Origin of the sequence: Curtobacterium sp. MCPF17_001, from assembly GCF_003234615.1 — a bacterium.
In the GTDB taxonomy this organism is placed as follows: Bacteria; Actinomycetota; Actinomycetes; order Actinomycetales; family Microbacteriaceae; genus Curtobacterium.
On the sequence record NZ_QKSL01000013.1, the window covers coordinates 25,438 to 41,747 of the forward strand.

General features: G+C 71.8%; 16 protein-coding genes. 14 read left to right on the forward strand and 2 right to left on the reverse strand.

Annotated features, from left to right (window positions below):
* Positions 1 to 161 precede the first annotated feature (161 nt).
* The 3 genes from miaB to dapF are packed head-to-tail and all read left to right on the forward strand — an operon-like array spanning position 162 to position 3,485.
* Positions 162 to 1,670 (forward strand): tRNA (N6-isopentenyl adenosine(37)-C2)-methylthiotransferase MiaB, encoded by a 1,509-nt coding sequence (gene miaB / locus DEJ24_RS12410; RefSeq protein ID WP_111078879.1) that lies wholly within the window; start codon positions 162 to 164, stop codon positions 1,668 to 1,670.
* Entirely contained in the window at positions 1,657 to 2,598 is a 942-nt protein-coding gene (gene miaA / locus DEJ24_RS12415; protein WP_111078880.1) for a tRNA (adenosine(37)-N6)-dimethylallyltransferase MiaA, read from the forward strand. Before miaB ends, miaA begins: the two co-directional genes overlap by 14 nt.
* Positions 2,595 to 3,485, forward strand: coding sequence for a diaminopimelate epimerase (gene dapF, locus DEJ24_RS12420; RefSeq protein ID WP_111078881.1), 891 nt, complete (start codon positions 2,595 to 2,597; stop codon positions 3,483 to 3,485). Before miaA ends, dapF begins: the two co-directional genes overlap by 4 nt.
* 212 nt (positions 3,486 to 3,697) lie before the next feature.
* On the opposite strand, the gene DEJ24_RS12430 is transcribed toward dapF, so the two are convergent.
* Positions 3,698 to 4,309, reverse strand: coding sequence for a class I SAM-dependent methyltransferase (locus tag DEJ24_RS12430; protein ID WP_111078882.1), 612 nt, complete (start codon positions 4,307 to 4,309; stop codon positions 3,698 to 3,700).
* Between the two features lie 61 nt (positions 4,310 to 4,370).
* On the opposite strand from DEJ24_RS12430, the gene hflX reads away from it, so the two are divergent.
* A complete protein-coding gene (hflX, locus tag DEJ24_RS12435) occupies positions 4,371 to 5,915 on the forward strand; it encodes a GTPase HflX (RefSeq protein WP_111078937.1) in 1,545 nt (514 codons plus the stop codon).
* A gap of 151 nt (positions 5,916 to 6,066) precedes the next feature.
* On the opposite strand, the gene lexA is transcribed toward hflX, so the two are convergent.
* Entirely contained in the window at positions 6,067 to 6,711 is a 645-nt protein-coding gene (lexA, locus tag DEJ24_RS12440; protein ID WP_110904756.1) for a transcriptional repressor LexA, read from the reverse strand.
* A 255-nt stretch (positions 6,712 to 6,966) separates the two neighbouring features.
* Between lexA and DEJ24_RS12445 the strand changes: the two genes are divergently transcribed.
* From DEJ24_RS12445 to DEJ24_RS17260, 10 genes are all read left to right on the forward strand, one after another.
* The gene (locus DEJ24_RS12445; protein ID WP_111078938.1) at positions 6,967 to 7,377 is read left to right on the forward strand and encodes a LysM peptidoglycan-binding domain-containing protein; all 411 of its coding nucleotides are present in this window, start codon (positions 6,967 to 6,969) and stop codon (positions 7,375 to 7,377) included.
* A 50-nt stretch (positions 7,378 to 7,427) separates the two neighbouring features.
* Positions 7,428 to 8,534, forward strand: a complete 1,107-nt coding sequence (locus tag DEJ24_RS12450) for a histidinol-phosphate transaminase (RefSeq protein ID WP_111078883.1) — start codon at positions 7,428 to 7,430, stop codon at positions 8,532 to 8,534.
* A complete protein-coding gene (gene hisB / locus DEJ24_RS12455) occupies positions 8,531 to 9,133 on the forward strand; it encodes an imidazoleglycerol-phosphate dehydratase HisB (protein WP_110904754.1) in 603 nt (200 codons plus the stop codon). The genes DEJ24_RS12450 and hisB overlap by 4 nt, the downstream gene beginning before the upstream one ends.
* Complete coding sequence (gene hisH / locus DEJ24_RS12460; RefSeq protein ID WP_111078884.1) at positions 9,130 to 9,768, forward strand: imidazole glycerol phosphate synthase subunit HisH; 639 nt, start codon at positions 9,130 to 9,132, stop codon at positions 9,766 to 9,768. The genes hisB and hisH overlap by 4 nt, the downstream gene beginning before the upstream one ends.
* A gap of 20 nt (positions 9,769 to 9,788) precedes the next feature.
* Positions 9,789 to 10,535, forward strand: coding sequence for a bifunctional 1-(5-phosphoribosyl)-5-((5-phosphoribosylamino)methylideneamino)imidazole-4-carboxamide isomerase/phosphoribosylanthranilate isomerase PriA (gene priA, locus DEJ24_RS12465; RefSeq protein WP_111078885.1), 747 nt, complete (start codon positions 9,789 to 9,791; stop codon positions 10,533 to 10,535).
* Between the two features lie 4 nt (positions 10,536 to 10,539).
* Complete coding sequence (locus DEJ24_RS12470) at positions 10,540 to 11,370, forward strand: SseB family protein (RefSeq protein ID WP_111078886.1); 831 nt, start codon at positions 10,540 to 10,542, stop codon at positions 11,368 to 11,370.
* Between the two features lie 104 nt (positions 11,371 to 11,474).
* Positions 11,475 to 12,353, forward strand: coding sequence for a ParA family protein (locus DEJ24_RS12475; protein ID WP_110904750.1), 879 nt, complete (start codon positions 11,475 to 11,477; stop codon positions 12,351 to 12,353).
* Positions 12,337 to 13,230 (forward strand): segregation and condensation protein A, encoded by an 894-nt coding sequence (locus tag DEJ24_RS12480; RefSeq protein WP_375334710.1) that lies wholly within the window; start codon positions 12,337 to 12,339, stop codon positions 13,228 to 13,230. The genes DEJ24_RS12475 and DEJ24_RS12480 overlap by 17 nt, the downstream gene beginning before the upstream one ends.
* Positions 13,220 to 13,957 carry an SMC-Scp complex subunit ScpB gene (scpB, locus tag DEJ24_RS12485; RefSeq protein WP_111078888.1) on the forward strand — a complete coding sequence of 246 codons (738 nt, stop codon included), beginning with the start codon at positions 13,220 to 13,222 and terminating at the stop codon, positions 13,955 to 13,957. Before DEJ24_RS12480 ends, scpB begins: the two co-directional genes overlap by 11 nt.
* Positions 13,958 to 15,533: 1,576 nt before the next feature.
* Positions 15,534 to 16,286 carry a pseudouridine synthase gene (locus tag DEJ24_RS17260; protein ID WP_258366311.1) on the forward strand — a complete coding sequence of 251 codons (753 nt, stop codon included), beginning with the start codon at positions 15,534 to 15,536 and terminating at the stop codon, positions 16,284 to 16,286.
* Positions 16,287 to 16,310: the final 24 nt, after the last annotated feature.

A 16,310-nucleotide genomic window follows, 5' to 3' on the forward strand; every position in this document is an offset into this window, starting at 1 on the left:
TGTCAGGAACGGGCCGGAGCGGACGCGCTCCGGCCCGATCTCACGTTCCCGGCGCTGCCGAGCGGACGTCCCGGTGCTGCCGAGCGGACGTCCGGCGCTGCTGCGCGGACGTCCCGGCGCCGCCGCCGCGGACCCCGAGCCCGGACCTACACTGGACGATCATGGACACCGTCGCCTCACGCCCGCGTACCTACGAAGTCCGCACGTACGGGTGCCAGATGAACGTGCACGACTCCGAACGGCTCAGCGGTTCGCTCCGCGCCGCCGGGTACGTGGCCGCCGGGTCCCAGGGGTCCGAGGACGAGCAGGCCGACGTCGTCGTGATCAACACCTGCGCGGTCCGCGAGAACGCCGACAAGCGTCTCTACGGCAACCTCGGGCGCCTCGCGTCGATCAAGCGCGACCACCCGGGCATGCAGATCGCGATGGGCGGCTGCCTGGCGCAGAAGGACAAGGACGTCATCCTCGAGAAGGCACCCTGGGTGGACGTCGTCTTCGGTACGCACAACATGGGGTCGTTGCCGACGCTGCTCGAACGAGCGCGGCACAACGGCGAGGCGCAGCTCGAGATCCTCGAGTCGCTCGAGGTCTTCCCATCGACGCTGCCCACCAAGCGGGAGTCGACCTCCAGCGGCTGGGTGTCGATCTCCGTCGGCTGCAACAACACCTGCACGTTCTGCATCGTGCCCGCCCTGCGCGGCAAGGAGAAGGACCGCCGTCCCGGCGACGTCCTCGCCGAGATCCAGGCGCTCGTCGACGACGGGGCGATCGAGGTCACCCTGCTCGGCCAGAACGTGAACTCCTACGGCGTCGAGTTCGGCGACCGCCAGGCGTTCGGCAAGCTCCTCCGCGCCACCGGGCAGATCGCCGGTCTGGAACGCGTCCGCTTCACGAGCCCGCACCCCGCCGCGTTCACAGACGACGTCATCGCCGCGATGGCCGAGACGCCGAACGTGATGCCGCAGCTGCACATGCCGCTGCAGTCCGGGTCCGACCGGGTGCTCAAGGCCATGCGGCGCAGCTACCGCAGCGAGCGGTTCCTCGGGATCCTCGACCGGGTGCGGGCCGCCATCCCGCACGCGGCGATCTCCACGGACGTCATCGTCGGTTTCCCCGGCGAGACCGAGGCCGACTTCCAGGACACGCTCCGGGTCGTCGAACAGGCCCGCTTCGCGACGGCGTTCACGTTCCAGTACTCGATCCGACCCGGCACCCCGGCCGCGACGATGGACGAGCAACTGCCGAAGCAGGTCGTGCAGGAACGGTACGAGCGACTCATCGCCCTGCAGGAGCGCATCACGGCCGAGGAGAACGCCGCGCAGGTGGGCCGCACGGTCGAGGTCCTGGTCGCCACGAGTGAGGGCAAGAAGGACGACGCCACGCACCGGCTCTCCGGCCGCGCCGAGGACTCCCGTCTGGTGCACTTCGCCGTCCCGAAGGGCTCTGAGGTCCCGCGGCCCGGCGACGTGGTCTCGGTGGAGATCACCCGGTCGGCTCCCCACTTCCTCCTCGCGGACTCCGACGCTCCGTTGCGCATCCGTCGCACCCGGGCCGGCGACGCCTGGGACACCGCGCAGGCCGAGTCCTGCGGCGTCCCGACCCCGACCGTGCCCGGCGAGGGTGCCCGCCCGGTGTCGCTCGGCCTCCCCACGCTCCGTGTCGGCCGCTGACCTGATCGCCGTCGTCGGGGCGACCGGCACCGGCAAGTCCGAACTCGCCCTCGACATGGCCGAGCGGCACCGGGAGCAGGGCCGACGGGCGGAGATCGTCAACGCGGACGCCATGCAGCTCTACCGCGGCATGGACATCGGGACGGCGAAGGTGCCGGAGTCCGAACGGCGTGGCATCCCGCACCACCTGTTCGACGTCCTGGGGGTGACCGACGAAGCGAGCGTCGCCGCGTACCAGCGCGACGCCCGCGCCGTCATCGCGGACATCACGGCGGACGGCGGGATCGCGGTCCTCGTCGGCGGCAGCGGGCTGTACGTCTCGGCGGTGCTGTTCGACCTCGCGTTCCCGGGCACCGACCCGGTCCTCCGCGAGGAACTGGAGCGCGAGCACCGCGAACTCGGCCCGAACGTCCTGCTCGAGCGGCTCCGCGCGCTCGACCCCGAGGCCGCCGCCGTCATCGACGCGCGGAACCCGCGTCGTCTGATCCGGGCCGTCGAGATCGCGAGCCGGTCGGACCGTGTCACGCCGAGCCTCCCGTCCGCCCCGCGGTCCTGGCGACCCGCCCAGGTCCTGCACCTGCGTCGCGACCGTGAGCAGCTCGTCGACGCCCTGCGCCTGCGGGCCGAGCGGATGTTCGCCGACGGGCTCGTCGACGAGGTCGCGCGCCTCCGCGACGAGGGGCTCGAGCAGGGCCCGACGGCCCGTGCCGCGATCGGCTACGCGCAGGCGCTGCAGGTCCTCCGCGGCGAGGCGAGCACCGAGGAGGCCGTCGAGGCCACCAGCATCGCCACGCGCAAGTACGCCCGTCGGCAGGTCTCCTGGTTCAAGCGCTACACCGACGGCGACACGACGCACGTCAGCACCCTCGACGTCACCGGGGCCGGCACGGCGGAGCTGTCCGAGCTGGCCCGTAAGATCGTCCCGTGACCGAGCTGCACTTCACCAAGGGCCACGGGACCGGCAACGACTTCGTCCTGTTCGCCGACCCCGACGCCGCGGTCGACCTGACCCCCGACCGGATCCGCGCGATCGCCGACCGTCGGTTCGGGGTCGGCGCCGACGGCGTCATCCGTGCCGTGCGCTCCGACGCGATCCCGGAAGGACGGGCCATCCTCGACGAGGACCCCGACGCGACCTGGTTCATGGACTACCACAACGCCGACGGCTCGGTCGCGGAGATGTGCGGCAACGGCATCCGCGTCTTCGCCCGGTACCTGACCGAGGCGGGGCTCGTCGACCTCGAGCCGGGCCGCACGCTGACGGTCGGTAGCCGGAAGGGCGTCGTCGACATCCAGCGCTCCACGAACGGGTTCGCCGCGGACCTCGGGCGCTGGGGACTCGGCATCGACGGCGGCGGAGCGGACGACGTCCTCGTCCGGGCGAAGGACCTCGACAACGCTCGTCCCGGTCTGGGCATCGACGTCGGCAACCCGCACGTCGTCGTCGCGGTGGCCAGCGAAGCGGAGCTCGCAGGCATCGACCTCACCTACATCCCGGTCCTCGACCCGGCACCGACCACCGGTGCGAACGTCGAGTTCGTCCTGCCCGGCGACCCGCTCGTCACCGACGGCGTCGGCGAGATCACGATGCGCGTGCACGAGCGAGGCAGCGGCGAGACGCTCTCCTGCGGCACCGGCGCGGTGGCCGCGGCCCTCGCCACCCGGTACTGGGCTGGTGCCTCGGCACCGGACACCTGGCGCGTCCGCGTGCCGGGTGGCGTGCTCACCGTGCGCATGACGGCGACCGAGGACGGCGAACACGTCTCGCTCGCCGGTCCGGCCGAACTCGTGTTCTCCGGGGACCTGACGGTCTGAGCGGGCACGCCGCTCGCGGTGCGGGTGGCGGTGCCGTCGGACGGGAGGCCCGGATCACCGGGGGGACGTCGCTGCGGCGTTCCGTGCCTCCCGGCTGCGCGTCCCGCGTCTCCATGCCCTGACCGCGCACTCCGCCCCGACCGCGCACTCCGGCCTGACCGCGCACTCCGCTCCGACCGCGCAGCCCGGCCATGACCGCGCGAGCGCGTGCGTCAGGCTGTGCGGTGCACCCGGATGACGCGGAAGCCCTTGTCGGTCGTCGCCCGCGCGACACTGAAGCCGTCCCCCAGCATCTGCTGCAACCAGCGTTGCAGCGAGTCGCCACCGAGGTCCTTCGAGACGACCAGCCAGGCGTCCCCGCCGACCGCGAGCCGGGGGATCCAGGTGCGGAGGATGTCGTGCAGTTCGTCCTTGCCGACCCGGATCGGTGGGTTGGACCAGATCGTGGCGAACGTCGTGTCAGCGGGGATCTCCGTGGGCAGTCCGACGGTGACGTTCTCCGCACCGGCGGCGGCCGCGTTCGTCCGGGCCAGGTCGAGCACGCGCTCGTTGACGTCGACGCCCCACACGTGGGCGTCCGGGGACTGCAGCGCCATCGTGATCGCCAGCGGCCCCCAGCCGCAGCCGACGTCGAGCAGGTCCCCGTCCGGCGACGGAACGGGGACGTTCTGCAGCAGCACGCTCGTGCCGCGATCGACGCCGTCGGGGCTGAAGACACCCGCCGCGGTGGTGAGCTCGAGCGTCCGACCGGCGAGGGTCACCCGGATCTGCCGCGGTCGCGCCGCGCTCTCCGGGGTGGCCGAGAAGTAGTGGTCGTTCGCCATGGAAGAACCGTACCGGGAACCCCGTGTGTCCTGAGGCGTCCGGAGGTAGCCTGTGGACAGCATGACGGATACCCATCAGCAGGACGAACAGACCATCCACGACGACAGCGCAGACGGTGTCGTCGAACGAGTGCTGCGCAATGCCGACAAGCGCGCAGCCTCCTCCATCTTCGCGCCGGCGCAGGCGATCCAGACCCGCTCGGTCGACGAGCAGGGCTGGGACGGCGACGGCGAACAGTACGACCGTGACGACCGCGCGGCGCTCCGCAGGGTCGGCGGCCTCTCCACCGAGCTCGAGGACGTCACCGAGGTCGAGTACCGGCAGCTCCGGCTCGAGCGGGTCGTCCTGATCGGCGTGTACGCGCAGGGCGACGCCTCGGACGCCGAGAACTCCCTCCGCGAGCTGTCGGCCCTCGCCGAGACCGCCGGCGCCGTGGTGCTCGACGGCCTCCTGCAGCGCCGTCCGAACCCGGACCCCGCGACCTACCTCGGCAAGGGCAAGGCCCAGGAGCTGGCGATGGTCGTCAAGGCCACGGGGGCGGACACGGTGATCGCCGACACCGAGCTCGCGCCCTCGCAGCGCCGTGCGCTCGAGGACGTCGTCAAGGTCAAGGTGATCGACCGCACTGCCGTGATCCTCGACATCTTCAGCCAGCACGCCTCCACACGGGAGGGCAAGGCGCAGGTCGAGCTCGCGCAGCTCCAGTACCTGCTGCCGCGTCTGCGCGGTTGGGGTGAGTCGATGTCCCGGCAGGCCGGTGGTCAGGTCTCCGGTGGTGCGGGCATGGGCTCGCGTGGTCCCGGTGAGACGAAGATGGAACTCGACCGCCGCAAGATCCACACCCGGATGGCGAAGCTCCGTCGGCAGATCGCCGGCTTCACCCCCGCGCGCGAGGCCAAACGTGCCGAGCGCAACCGCAACGAGGTCCCGAGCGTCGCGATCGCCGGCTACACGAACGCCGGCAAGTCGTCGCTGCTCAACCGCCTGACGAGCGCGGGCGTCCTGGTGCAGAACCAGCTGTTCGCGACGCTGGACTCGACGGTCCGCCGGACGAGCACCGCGCGGGGTCGCGAGTTCACGTTCACCGACACCGTCGGGTTCGTCCGCAACCTGCCGCACCAGCTGGTCGAGGCGTTCCGCTCCACCCTCGAAGAGGTCGGCGACGCCGACGTCATCGTGCACGTGGTCGACGGCTCGCACCCGGACCCGGCGGCACAGCTGGCCACCGTCCGCGAGGTCATCGGTGACGTCGGTGCCCGGGACGTCCCCGAGGTCGTCGTCTTCAACAAGGCCGACCTGGTCGATGACACCCAGCGGATGCTGCTGCTCGGGCTCGCCCCGGACGCCGTGTTCGTCTCCGCGCGCACGGGCGAGGGCATCCCGGACCTGCTCGCGGCGATCGAGGCCCGACTGCCCGAGCCGGACGTGGAACTCACCGTCGTGGTGCCGTTCTCGCGCGGCGACCTGGTGTCGCAGTTGCACGACGCCGGCGCGGTCGAATCGCTCGACTACGTGGAGGAAGGCACGCGCCTCCGGGTGCGTGTGTTCCAGCGGGAGGTCGCGGAGCTCGACCCGTACGTGGTCGCGCCGGTCGCTTCCGCCTGAAACTGGCTGACGGACGGGAGGCGCGGTGCCAGCTGGCACCGCGCCTCCCGTCTGTCCGTCCCGGTCCTCGCAGGATCGCGAAACGCAACGAGGACGGCTCCCCGCAACCTGATCCCGTTGCGAGGAGCCGCCCTCGTTGCGTGTTGCGGGGTCAGAGGGAGCGGAGGACCGCCACCACCTTGCCGAGGACCGTCGCCGCGTCGCCGAGGATCGGCTCGAACGCGGTGTTGCGGGGGAGCAGCCAGGTGTGGCCGTCGCGCTGCCGGAAGACCTTGACCGTGGCTTCCTCGTCGAGCATCGCGGCGACGACGTCGCCGTTCTCGGCCGTCTGCTGCGACCGGACGACGACCCAGTCGCCGTCGCAGATCGCGGCGTCGATCATGGACTCGCCGACGACCTTGAGCATGAAGAGGTCACCCGTACCGACCAGCTGACGGGGGAGCGGGATGATCTCGTCGACGTGCTGCTCTGCGGTGATCGGGACACCGGCGGCGATGCGTCCGACCAGGGGGACGAGCGTCGTGGCGTCGACGTCGGGGCCGTCGGAGTCGGGGGTCGGCTCGTCGACCAGGACCTCGAGCGCGCGGGGACGGTTGGGATCTCGGCGGATCCAGCCGCCGAGTTCGAGCTGCCCGAGCTGGTGGGACACGCTCGACAGTGAGGACAGGCCGGCTGCGTCGCCGATCTCGCGCATGCTCGGCGGGTAGCCGCGGCTCGCGATCGACGCTCGGATCGCGTCGAGGATCGACTGCTGCTTCGCCGTCAACGGTTTCTGTCCGCGCAGTTCGTCCGCCACGTCTCGCCCTTCGTCCGGAGTGGAACCGTGCCTCGCGGGAATGTCAGTGGTCCCGGCGAGACTTGCTCCAGTCGATCGAAACAGTATCCGACCGTGACATGTCGGACAAACACCTGTTCGAGCGTGTCGCAAGAAAAACCCCCACGAATCCCTCCCGAGGGGTTGTGCATCCTCCGAGTCGAACGTATGTTCGGTACACGGCTTCGGACGGCCACGACGGTCGACCGACACCAAGGCAAGCAGGAAGGCAACGACATGAGCACCAACGCCATCGCGGACATGCAGCACACCGCAGCACCCGTCGCGCACACGCGCCTCCGTCTCACCCGTCGCGGGCGAGTGGTCTTCACCACCCTCGCGGCTGTCCCCGTCCTGCTCTGCGTGGGCATCGCGATGTTGAACGGTGGCCAGGCCTCGGCCGGTGACCGTGCGGCGAACGTGCACTTCGACACCGTGACGATCCAGCCCGGCGAGACGCTGTGGCAGGTCGCCGAGGACACCGCGCCGAACTCCGACCCCCGTGACTTCATCCAGGACGTCGTGAGCCTCAACGCCCTGAACGGGTCTGCCGTGCAGGCCGGGCAAGAGATCTCGATCCCACGCAGTACGAGCACTGACCCGGTACTGAGGGGTCGGGCATTCCGCGGGCGTTCGCCCCTGGCGTGACCGTCCGGACGGCCGGTCAGCATGCGGGCAGTGCGGCCTACGATGGATCGGTGGCAACCACGCTCGAAGACCTCCCCATCCGAGACGACCTCCGCGGGCAGAGCCCCTACGGCGCCCCGCAGAAGCACGTCCGCGTGCAACTCAACGTCAACGAGAACACGCATCCGGTGCCGCAGGACGTGGCCGACGACATCGTCGCCTCGATCCGTCAGGCGCTGGCGACCGTCAACCGCTACCCGGACCGCGAGTTCACCGAGTTGCGGGAGTCCCTCGCCGGGTACCTCGGACAAGGCCTGGGTGCCGAGTCGATCTGGGCGGCGAACGGCTCGAACGAGGTCATCCAACAGCTGCTCCAGGCGTTCGGCGGTCCGGGGCGCAGCGTGCTCGGGTTCCCGCCCACCTACTCGATGCACTCGATCATCGCCTCGAGCACGGGCAGTCGGTGGATCGCGGCCGAGCGGGACGCCGAGTTCCGCATCTCTCCCGAGACCGCGGTCGCCGCGGTGCGTGCGCACCAGCCCGACCTCGTGTTCCTCTGCGGGCCGAACAACCCGACGGGCACGCCCCTCGACCTCGCGACCATCGAAGCCGTCTACGAGGCCACCGACGGCATCGTGATGGTCGACGAGGCCTACGCCGAGTTCATGCCCGCCGGCCAGCCGACGGCCCTCACGCTGCTGCCCGGACGCCCGCGCCTGGTCGTCTCGCGGACCATGAGCAAGGCCTTCGCGTTCGCGGGCGCCCGGGTCGGGTACCTCGCCGCCGACCCGGCCGTGATCGACGCCCTGCGCCTGGTCCGCCTGCCGTACCACCTGTCCGCACTGACACAGGCCGCCGCGGTCGCCGCCCTCCGTCACGCCCCGGAGATGCTCCGCATGGTGGACGACATCCGCGGGCAGCGCGATCGGATGGTGACGGAGCTGCGGGCCATGGGGTACCAGCCGCACGAGACGTGGTCGAACTTCGTCCTGTTCGGCGGCGTCGCCGACCCGCGTACTGCGTTCGAGTCCCTGCTGGAGCGGGACGTGATCGTGCGTGACCTCGGCATCCCGAACCACCTGCGTGTCAGCGCCGGCACGGCTGAGGAGACCACCGCGTTCCTCGACGCCATGCGCGAGGTCGCCGTCGAGCAGCCGCCCGTTAGGGTTGCAGCATGACCGCGCGCACCGCCGAGATCACCCGCTCGACGAGTGAGTCGACCGTCTCCCTGTCGCTCGACCTCGACGGCACCGGCACGTCCGAGATCTCGACGAGCGTGCCGTTCTTCGACCACATGCTCACCGCCTTCAGCAAGCACTCGCTGATCGACCTGCGCGTGCAGAGTTCGGGCGACACCGACATCGACGTGCACCACACGGTGGAGGACACCGGCATCGTCCTGGGTCAGGCGCTCCGTCAGGCCCTCGGTGACCGCGCGGGCATCGGCCGCTACGGCGACGCCCTCGTGCCGCTCGACGAGGCACTCGCCCAGGCGGTCGTCGACGTCTCCGGTCGTCCGTACCTCGTGCACACCGGAGAGCCCGCCGGCTTCGAGTTCCACCGGATCGGCGGGCACTTCACCGGGTCCATGGTCCGGCACGTGTTCGAGGCGATCACGATGAACGCCGGCATCACGGTCCACGTCCGCGTCCTCGACGGCCGCGACCCCCACCACATCGCGGAGGCCGAGTTCAAGGCCTTCGCCCGTGCGATGCGCCGCGCTGTCGAACTCGACCCGCGCGTCGACGGCATCCCGTCCACGAAGGGCACGCTGTGAGCACCACCCGCCCGAACGTCGTCGTCCTCGACTACGGCTCCGGCAACGTCCACTCGGCGGCGAAGGCTCTCGAACGTGCCGGGGCCGACGTCACCCTGTCGAACGACAAGCAGACGGCCCTGGCGGCCGACGGTCTGCTCGTTCCCGGGGTCGGCGCGTTCGCCGCGGTGGTCGACCAGCTCGACGGGGTCCGCGGCGGCGAGATCGTCGACCACCGCCTGGCCGGTGGCCGTCCCGTGCTCGGCATCTGCGTGGGCATGCAGGTGCTCTTCGCCCGTGGCGTCGAGCGCGGTGCCGATGTCGAGGGCCTCGGACAGTGGCCGGGTGTCGTCGAGCCGATCAAGGCCGACGTCCTGCCGCACATGGGATGGAACACGGTCCAGGCGCCCGAGGACTCGGTGCTCTTCGACGGCCTCCACGACGAGCGGTTCTACTTCGTGCACTCCTACGGGGTCACCGACTTCCCGCTCGACGCCTACGGTCCGTTCCGCGCGCCGAAGCTGACGTGGGCCGAGCACGGCGAGCGCTTCGTCGCCGCCGTCGAGAACGGCCCGTTGAGCGCCACGCAGTTCCACCCGGAGAAGTCCGGCGAGCCGGGCATCCGCCTCCTCCGCAACTGGGTCTCGTCGCTGTGACCCCCGATCCCGACGGGACCATGACCGAGCTCTCCACCACCCAGCCCCTCGTCCTCCTGCCCGCGGTCGACGTCGTCGACGGCCAGGCGGTGCGCCTCACCCAGGGCGAAGCCGGCAGTGAGACGGGGTACGGCGACCCGGTCGCTGCCGCGCGCACCTGGCGGGACCAGGGTGCCGAGTGGATCCACCTCGTGGATCTCGACGCCGCGTTCGGCCGGGGTGACAACCGACGGGTCATCGCCCACGCCATCCGGGAGGTCGAGGGCGTGTCCGTCGAGCTCTCCGGCGGCATCCGCGACGACGCCTCGCTCGAAGCCGCTCTGGCGACCGGTGCGGCTCGGGTCAACCTCGGTACCGCCGCGCTGGAGAACCCGGAGTGGGCGGCCCGTGTGATCGGGCAGTACGGCGAGCAGATCGCCGTCGGGCTCGACGTCCGCGGGACCACCCTGGCCGCCCGCGGGTGGACCGAGGACGGCGGGGACCTCTGGGAGGTGCTCGACCGGCTCGAGGACGCCGGATGCGCCCGGTACGTGGTCACCGACGTGACGAAGGACGGCACCCTGCAGGGTCCGAACGTCGACCTGCTCCGCCAGGTCTGCGACCGCACCGACCAGCCCGTGGTGGCCTCGGGTGGCATCTCGACGCTCGACGACCTCCGCGCGCTCCGTACGCTCGTGCCGCACGGGCTCGAGGGCGCGATCATCGGCAAGGCCCTGTACACGGGCGCGTTCACGCTGCCGGCCGCACTCGACATCGCGTCGGAGTAGTCCCGTGGCGGGCATCTCGAACGGTCGGGGTGCCGGCCCTGACCCAGACGAGCAGGCAGCAGACCAGCAGGCGGCGCACGACCACGCCGGCGACTCCGCCGGCAACCCGTGGGCCGGCCGCACGTTCGACGCGCACGACACGACCTTCACCGAGGACGACGGCCTGGCCGATCCCGCCGTCGTCGCCGCGATCACCGCGGTCGCGTCCGGAGGCCCGCACGGCGCGGTCGTCGACGCTCTCCGCACCGCACGGCTGCTCATCCCGCTCGTCGCCGAGGCCGGTGACGTCGGCGAGACGCCGGACGGCCGCATCGTCGACAAGACCCAGGAGCTCTCGATCGTCACGGTCGCGGGCCCCGACGGTCGTGCGGTGATGCCCGCGTTCACCTCGGTCGAGGCGATGCGCGCCTGGGACGCGGACGCCCGACCCATCCCGGTCGAGTCGCGCCGGGTCGCGATGGCCGCCGCGAGCGAGGACACGCAGCTCGTCGTGCTCGACCCGACGGCAGCGACGGAGTTCGTGCTCCGCCGCCCCGCCGTGTGGGCGCTCGGACAGGACCTCCCGTGGACGCCGTGCTCCGAGGACCCGGAGGTCGCGCAGGCCTTCGCCGGCACGATCGAGACCGAGCCGGCCGTGGTCCGCGTCGAGCTGTCGCCGGGGGACCCGCTGTCGCGGTTCGCCGGGCCCGAGTTGACGGTCGGCCTCCGACTCATCGCCGGCCTCGACCGCGAGCAGATCGCCGACCTCGTCGGGCGCCTGCAGCAGCGGTGGGCCACCGATCCGGTCATCGCGGAACGCGTCGACAGCATGCGCGTCGCCCTCCGCGCCGCCTGATCCCGGCTCTCCGACGGCCGGGAGGCCCGTGGCCCGTCCGCCTCGTCGGCCACCGCCCGGCGGTGCGGCCCGGTCCGGCGCGACTGCGCCGGTACGATGGCCCGGTGAGCAGCATCCCGACGACAGCCTCCGGTACCGGCGACATCGTCACGGGTCCGACCGGTCGGCCCGTGCGGTCGTTCCCCGTGCCGGAAGAGCTGGACGGCCACGGTCCCGCCCGCATCATCTCCCTGTGCAACCAGAAGGGCGGGGTCGGCAAGACCACCACCGCCATCAACCTCGGTGCCGCGCTCGCCGAGTACGGCCGCCGTGTCCTGGCGGTCGACTTCGACCCGCAGGGCGCCCTGTCCGCCGGTCTCGGTGTCCGGACGCACGACATCCCGACGGTCTACGACCTGCTGATGGGTGCCGTGAAGGACCCGAACCAGGTCATCCAGCCGACGAACGTGCCGCTGCTCGACGTCATCCCGGCGAACATCGACCTGTCCGCGGCCGAGGTGCACCTGGTCAACGAGGTCGCCCGCGAGCAGATCCTGGCGAGCGTCCTGCGGAAGGTGTCGAACGACTACGACGTCATCCTCATCGACTGCCAGCCGTCCCTCGGGCTGCTCACCGTGAACGCGCTCACCGCGGCGCACGGCGTGCTCATCCCGCTCGAGTGCGAGTTCTTCGCGCTGCGCGGTGTCGCGCTGCTCATCGAGACGATCGACAAGGTGCGCGACCGGCTGAACCCGGCGCTGGTGCTCGACGGCATCCTCCCGACGATGTACGACTCGCGGACGCTGCACTCGCGCGAGGTCATGGAGCGTGTCGTCGAGACGTTCGGCGACAGCGTCCTCGACACCGTCATCGGGCGCACCGTGAAGTTCCCGGACGCGACCGTCTCGGCGCGACCGATCACGCAGACGGCTCCGGACCACGCTGCGGCCCATGCCTACCGGCAGCTGGCCCGAGAGCTCGTCCAGCGTGGCGCCGTCGCCTGAGGACCCGGCCACGAGCCTCCCGTCCGACGCAGCCGGACACGCCGACGGCGCGACCGACGCGCCGGTCGGCACCACGACCGCACCCGGGTTCCGGGTGCGCCTCAGCAACTTCGACGGGCCGTTCGACCTGCTGCTGTCGCTCATCACGAAGCACGAGCTCGACATCACCGAGGTCGCCCTGAGTGCCGTCACGGGCGAGTTCATCGCGTACGTCCGGCTCGCCTCGTCGAGCGACGAACTCGACGAGGCGAGCGAGTTCCTGGTCGTCGCCGCGACGCTGCTCGACCTGAAGATCGTCGGGCTGCTGCCGCAGGGCGAACTCGTCGACGCCGAGGACGTGGCCCTGCTCGAAGCCCGCGACCTGCTGTTCGCCCGACTGCTGCAGTACCGGGCGTTCAAGCAGGCCGCGGACTGGTTCGGTGACCGCTGGGGCGCCGAGTCGCGACGACACGTGCGGAGCGTCCGGCTCGAGGAACGGTTCCGTGCTCGGACGCCCGAGCTGGTCTGGACCCTGTCCGTGCCGGACTTCGCGGCGATGGCGGCGCTGGCCTTCGCACCGCGCGAGATCCCGACCGTCGGCCTCGACCACCTGCACGCCCCCGCGGTGAGCATCCGGGAACAGGCCGCCATCGTGGTGTCGGTCCTCCGTACCCGCACCGACGAGGGGTCGCCGGACGTCACGTTCCGCGAACTCATCGCCGGGGTCGACCAGGCGGGTATCGTGGTGGCTCGTTTCCTCGCGATCCTGGAGCTGTACCGGAACGCCTCCATCTCGTTCGAACAACTCGAACCGCTCGGGGAACTCGTCCTCCGGTGGACCGCGCTCGACTGGACGGACGAGAGCCTCGCGAACCTGGGAGCCGACTATGACGGATGACGTGCACGCGCACGGCGCTCGGTCGCGCGCCGGAGGATCAGCCGAGCCGGGCGGTGCGGACGAGATCGAGGACGCCCGCGCCCTCGAGTCGGAACTCCGTGCCGCGGCCGCGGGGCGCTCACCTGACACATCCCCCGTCGACGTACCGCCCGTCGCGGCGCCGGTCGACCGGCAGCTCGAAGCCATCCTGATGATCGCCGACCAGCCGCAGTCCCTCGTCGCGCTCGCCGCCGCCGTCGGCGCGCCGGTGCCCGTCGTCCGACAGGCTGTCGACCGCCTCGTCGCGGACTTCGACGGCGTCGAGGGGACGGTCCGCCGCGGCTTCGAGCTCCGCGAGGTCGGCGGTGGTTGGCGGTTCTACGTCCGTGCCGAACTCGACGCCGTCGTCGAGCAGTTCGTCGAGGCCGAGCGCCCCGCCCGGTTGTCCCAGGCGGCGCTCGAGACCCTCGCCGTGGTCGCCTACAAGCAGCCGATCACCCGCTCCCAGATCGCCGCGATCCGGGCCGTCAACGTCGACGGCGTGGTCCGGACGCTCGTCGCGCGCGGCCTCATCGAGGAGTCGTTCACCGACTCCGAGACCGGCGCCATCAACTACGTCACCTCCGAGCTGCTGCTCCAGCAACTCGGCATCAACTCGCTCGACGAGCTTCCGCTCATCTCGCCCCTCCTGGAGGACGGCGCGGACGGTTTCGGGCAGACCGAAGGGATCCCCGATGGCCGGGTTTGACCAGAACGACCGTGCACGACGAGACGACGACCGCCGCGGCGGGGGTCGCCCGGGCGGTGACCGGCCGGGAGGCTCCGGTCGCCGCGAAGACGCACCCCGCGGACGCGACGGGGCCGGCTCCGGCGGGTACCGCGGACGCGACGACCGGGCCGCGGGCGGCGACCGCGGCGGGTACCGCGGCGGGGACGACCGTTCGTCCGGCGGGTACCGCGGGCGCGATGACCGGGCCGGCGGCGGCGACCGTGGGGGGTACCGCGGGCGTGACGAGCGTGGTGGGGACCGTCCGACGGGCGGGTTCCGCGGGCGTGACGAGCGTGGTGGGGACCGTCCGACGGGCGGGTTCCGTGGGCGTGACGAGCGTGGTGGGGACCGTCCGACGGGCGGGTTCCGTGGGCGTGACGAGCGTGGTGGGGACCGTCCGACGGGCGGGTTCCGTGGCGGCGACGACCGGAGCGGTGGCGGGTACCGCGGTCGGGACGACCGTTCCTCCGGCGGGTTCCGCGGCCGCGACGAACGTGGTGGGGACCGTCCGACGGGCGGGTTCCGCGGCCGCGACGAACGTGGTGGAGACCGTCCGACCGGAGGGTTCCGTGGCGGCGACGACCGGAGCAGTGGCGGGTACCGCGGTCGTGACGACCGTTCCTCCGGCGGGTTCCGCGGTCGGGACGACCGTGGTGGTGACCGGCCGACGGGCGGGTTCCGCGGCCGCGACGAACGTGGCGCAGATCGGCCGACCGGTGGCTACCGTGGCCGCGACGAGCGCAGCACGGGTGACCGTGGTGGGTACCGCGGTGGTGACGACCGCGTCAGCGGTGGGTACCGCGGGCGGGACGACCGTTCCTCCGGCGGGTACCGCGGTGGTGACGACCGCACCAGCGGTGGGTACCGCGGACGTCCGGACCGGGACACGCGCGGTGCCGACCGACGCAGCGACGACCGTGGCGGCTTCGTGAGCCGTGACGACGACCGCGGCCGCTTCGTGCGCCGCGACGACTCCGGCGACCGCCGCACCGGCGGACGGGACGAGCGTGGCGGGTACCAGGGACGCGACTCCCGTGGTGGCCGTGACGAGCAGCGCGGTGGGTACCAGGGACGCGACTCGCGCGGTGGCCGTGACGAGCAGCGCGGTGGGTACCAGGGACGCGACTCGCGCGGTGGCCGTGACGAGCAGCGCGGTGGGTACCAGGGACGCGACTCGCGCGGTGGCCGTGACGACCGTGGTGGCCGTGACGAGCAGCGCGGCGGGTACCGCGGGCGTGACGACCGCGGGGCCTCCCGCCGTCCGGACGACCGTGGAGCCGAGCGTGGCAGCGACCCCCGCCGCGAGGACCGCCGGAGCCCGGACGGCGCCCCGAGCAGCGTGTGGCACAACGGGCGCCGCTACGTCGGTGGCACGACGAGCCCCCGCAACGACCCGGCACGCAAGAGGACCACGCCGCTCCCGGCCGGGGAGCGCGACGACGCCGGTCGCCCCGTCGAGGGCACGCCCGAACGCCCGATCATCCCCGACTGGGACCCGGCGGACGGGACGGCGACCGACGGGGGCGAGCCGGACCTCCAGGAAGGCGGTGAGCGCCTGCAGAAGGTGATCGCCGCTGCGGGTGTGGCGAGCCGACGGGTCGCCGAGAACCTGATCTCGGAGGGCCGCGTCACGGTGAACGGCGAGGTCGCGGACATGCTCGGACGCCGCGTCGACCCGGACACCGACGAGGTCGCGGTCGACGGTGTGCCGGTGCAGACCGACACCTCTCGGCGGTACGTCGTGCTCAACAAGCCGACCGGTGTGGTGTCGAGCATGCAGGACGAGCACGACCGTCCCGACCTGTCACAGTTCGTCGACCAGTTCGAGGAGCGGCTGTTCAACGTCGGCCGTCTCGACTTCGACACCGCCGGGCTCCTCATCCTGACCAACGACGGCGGGCTCGCCCACGTCCTGGCACACCCGTCCTTCGGCGTGACGAAGACCTACGTCGCGAAGGTCGACGGCAACATGGTCCCCTCCACGCTGCAGCTGCTGCTCGACGGCATCGAGCTGGAGGACGGCCAGATCGCCGCCGACAAGGCACGGCTGCTCGAGTCCTCGCGCGGGGAGTCGCTCGTCGAGATCACGCTGCACTCCGGCCGCAACCGCATCGTCCGCCGCATGCTCGAAGCCGTCGGACACCCGGTGCTCGAGCTCGTCCGCCGGTCGTTCGGACCGCTGCAGCTCGGCAGCCTGGCGCCGGGTGAGGTGCGCGAGCTGACCACGGTCGAACTCGGCAAGCTGCTCGGCATCGCCCGGACCGCGGACACCCGCACCGGGGACGACGACGCGGAGAGCACGGACTGACCGTCGGAGACTGACCGTTGCGGG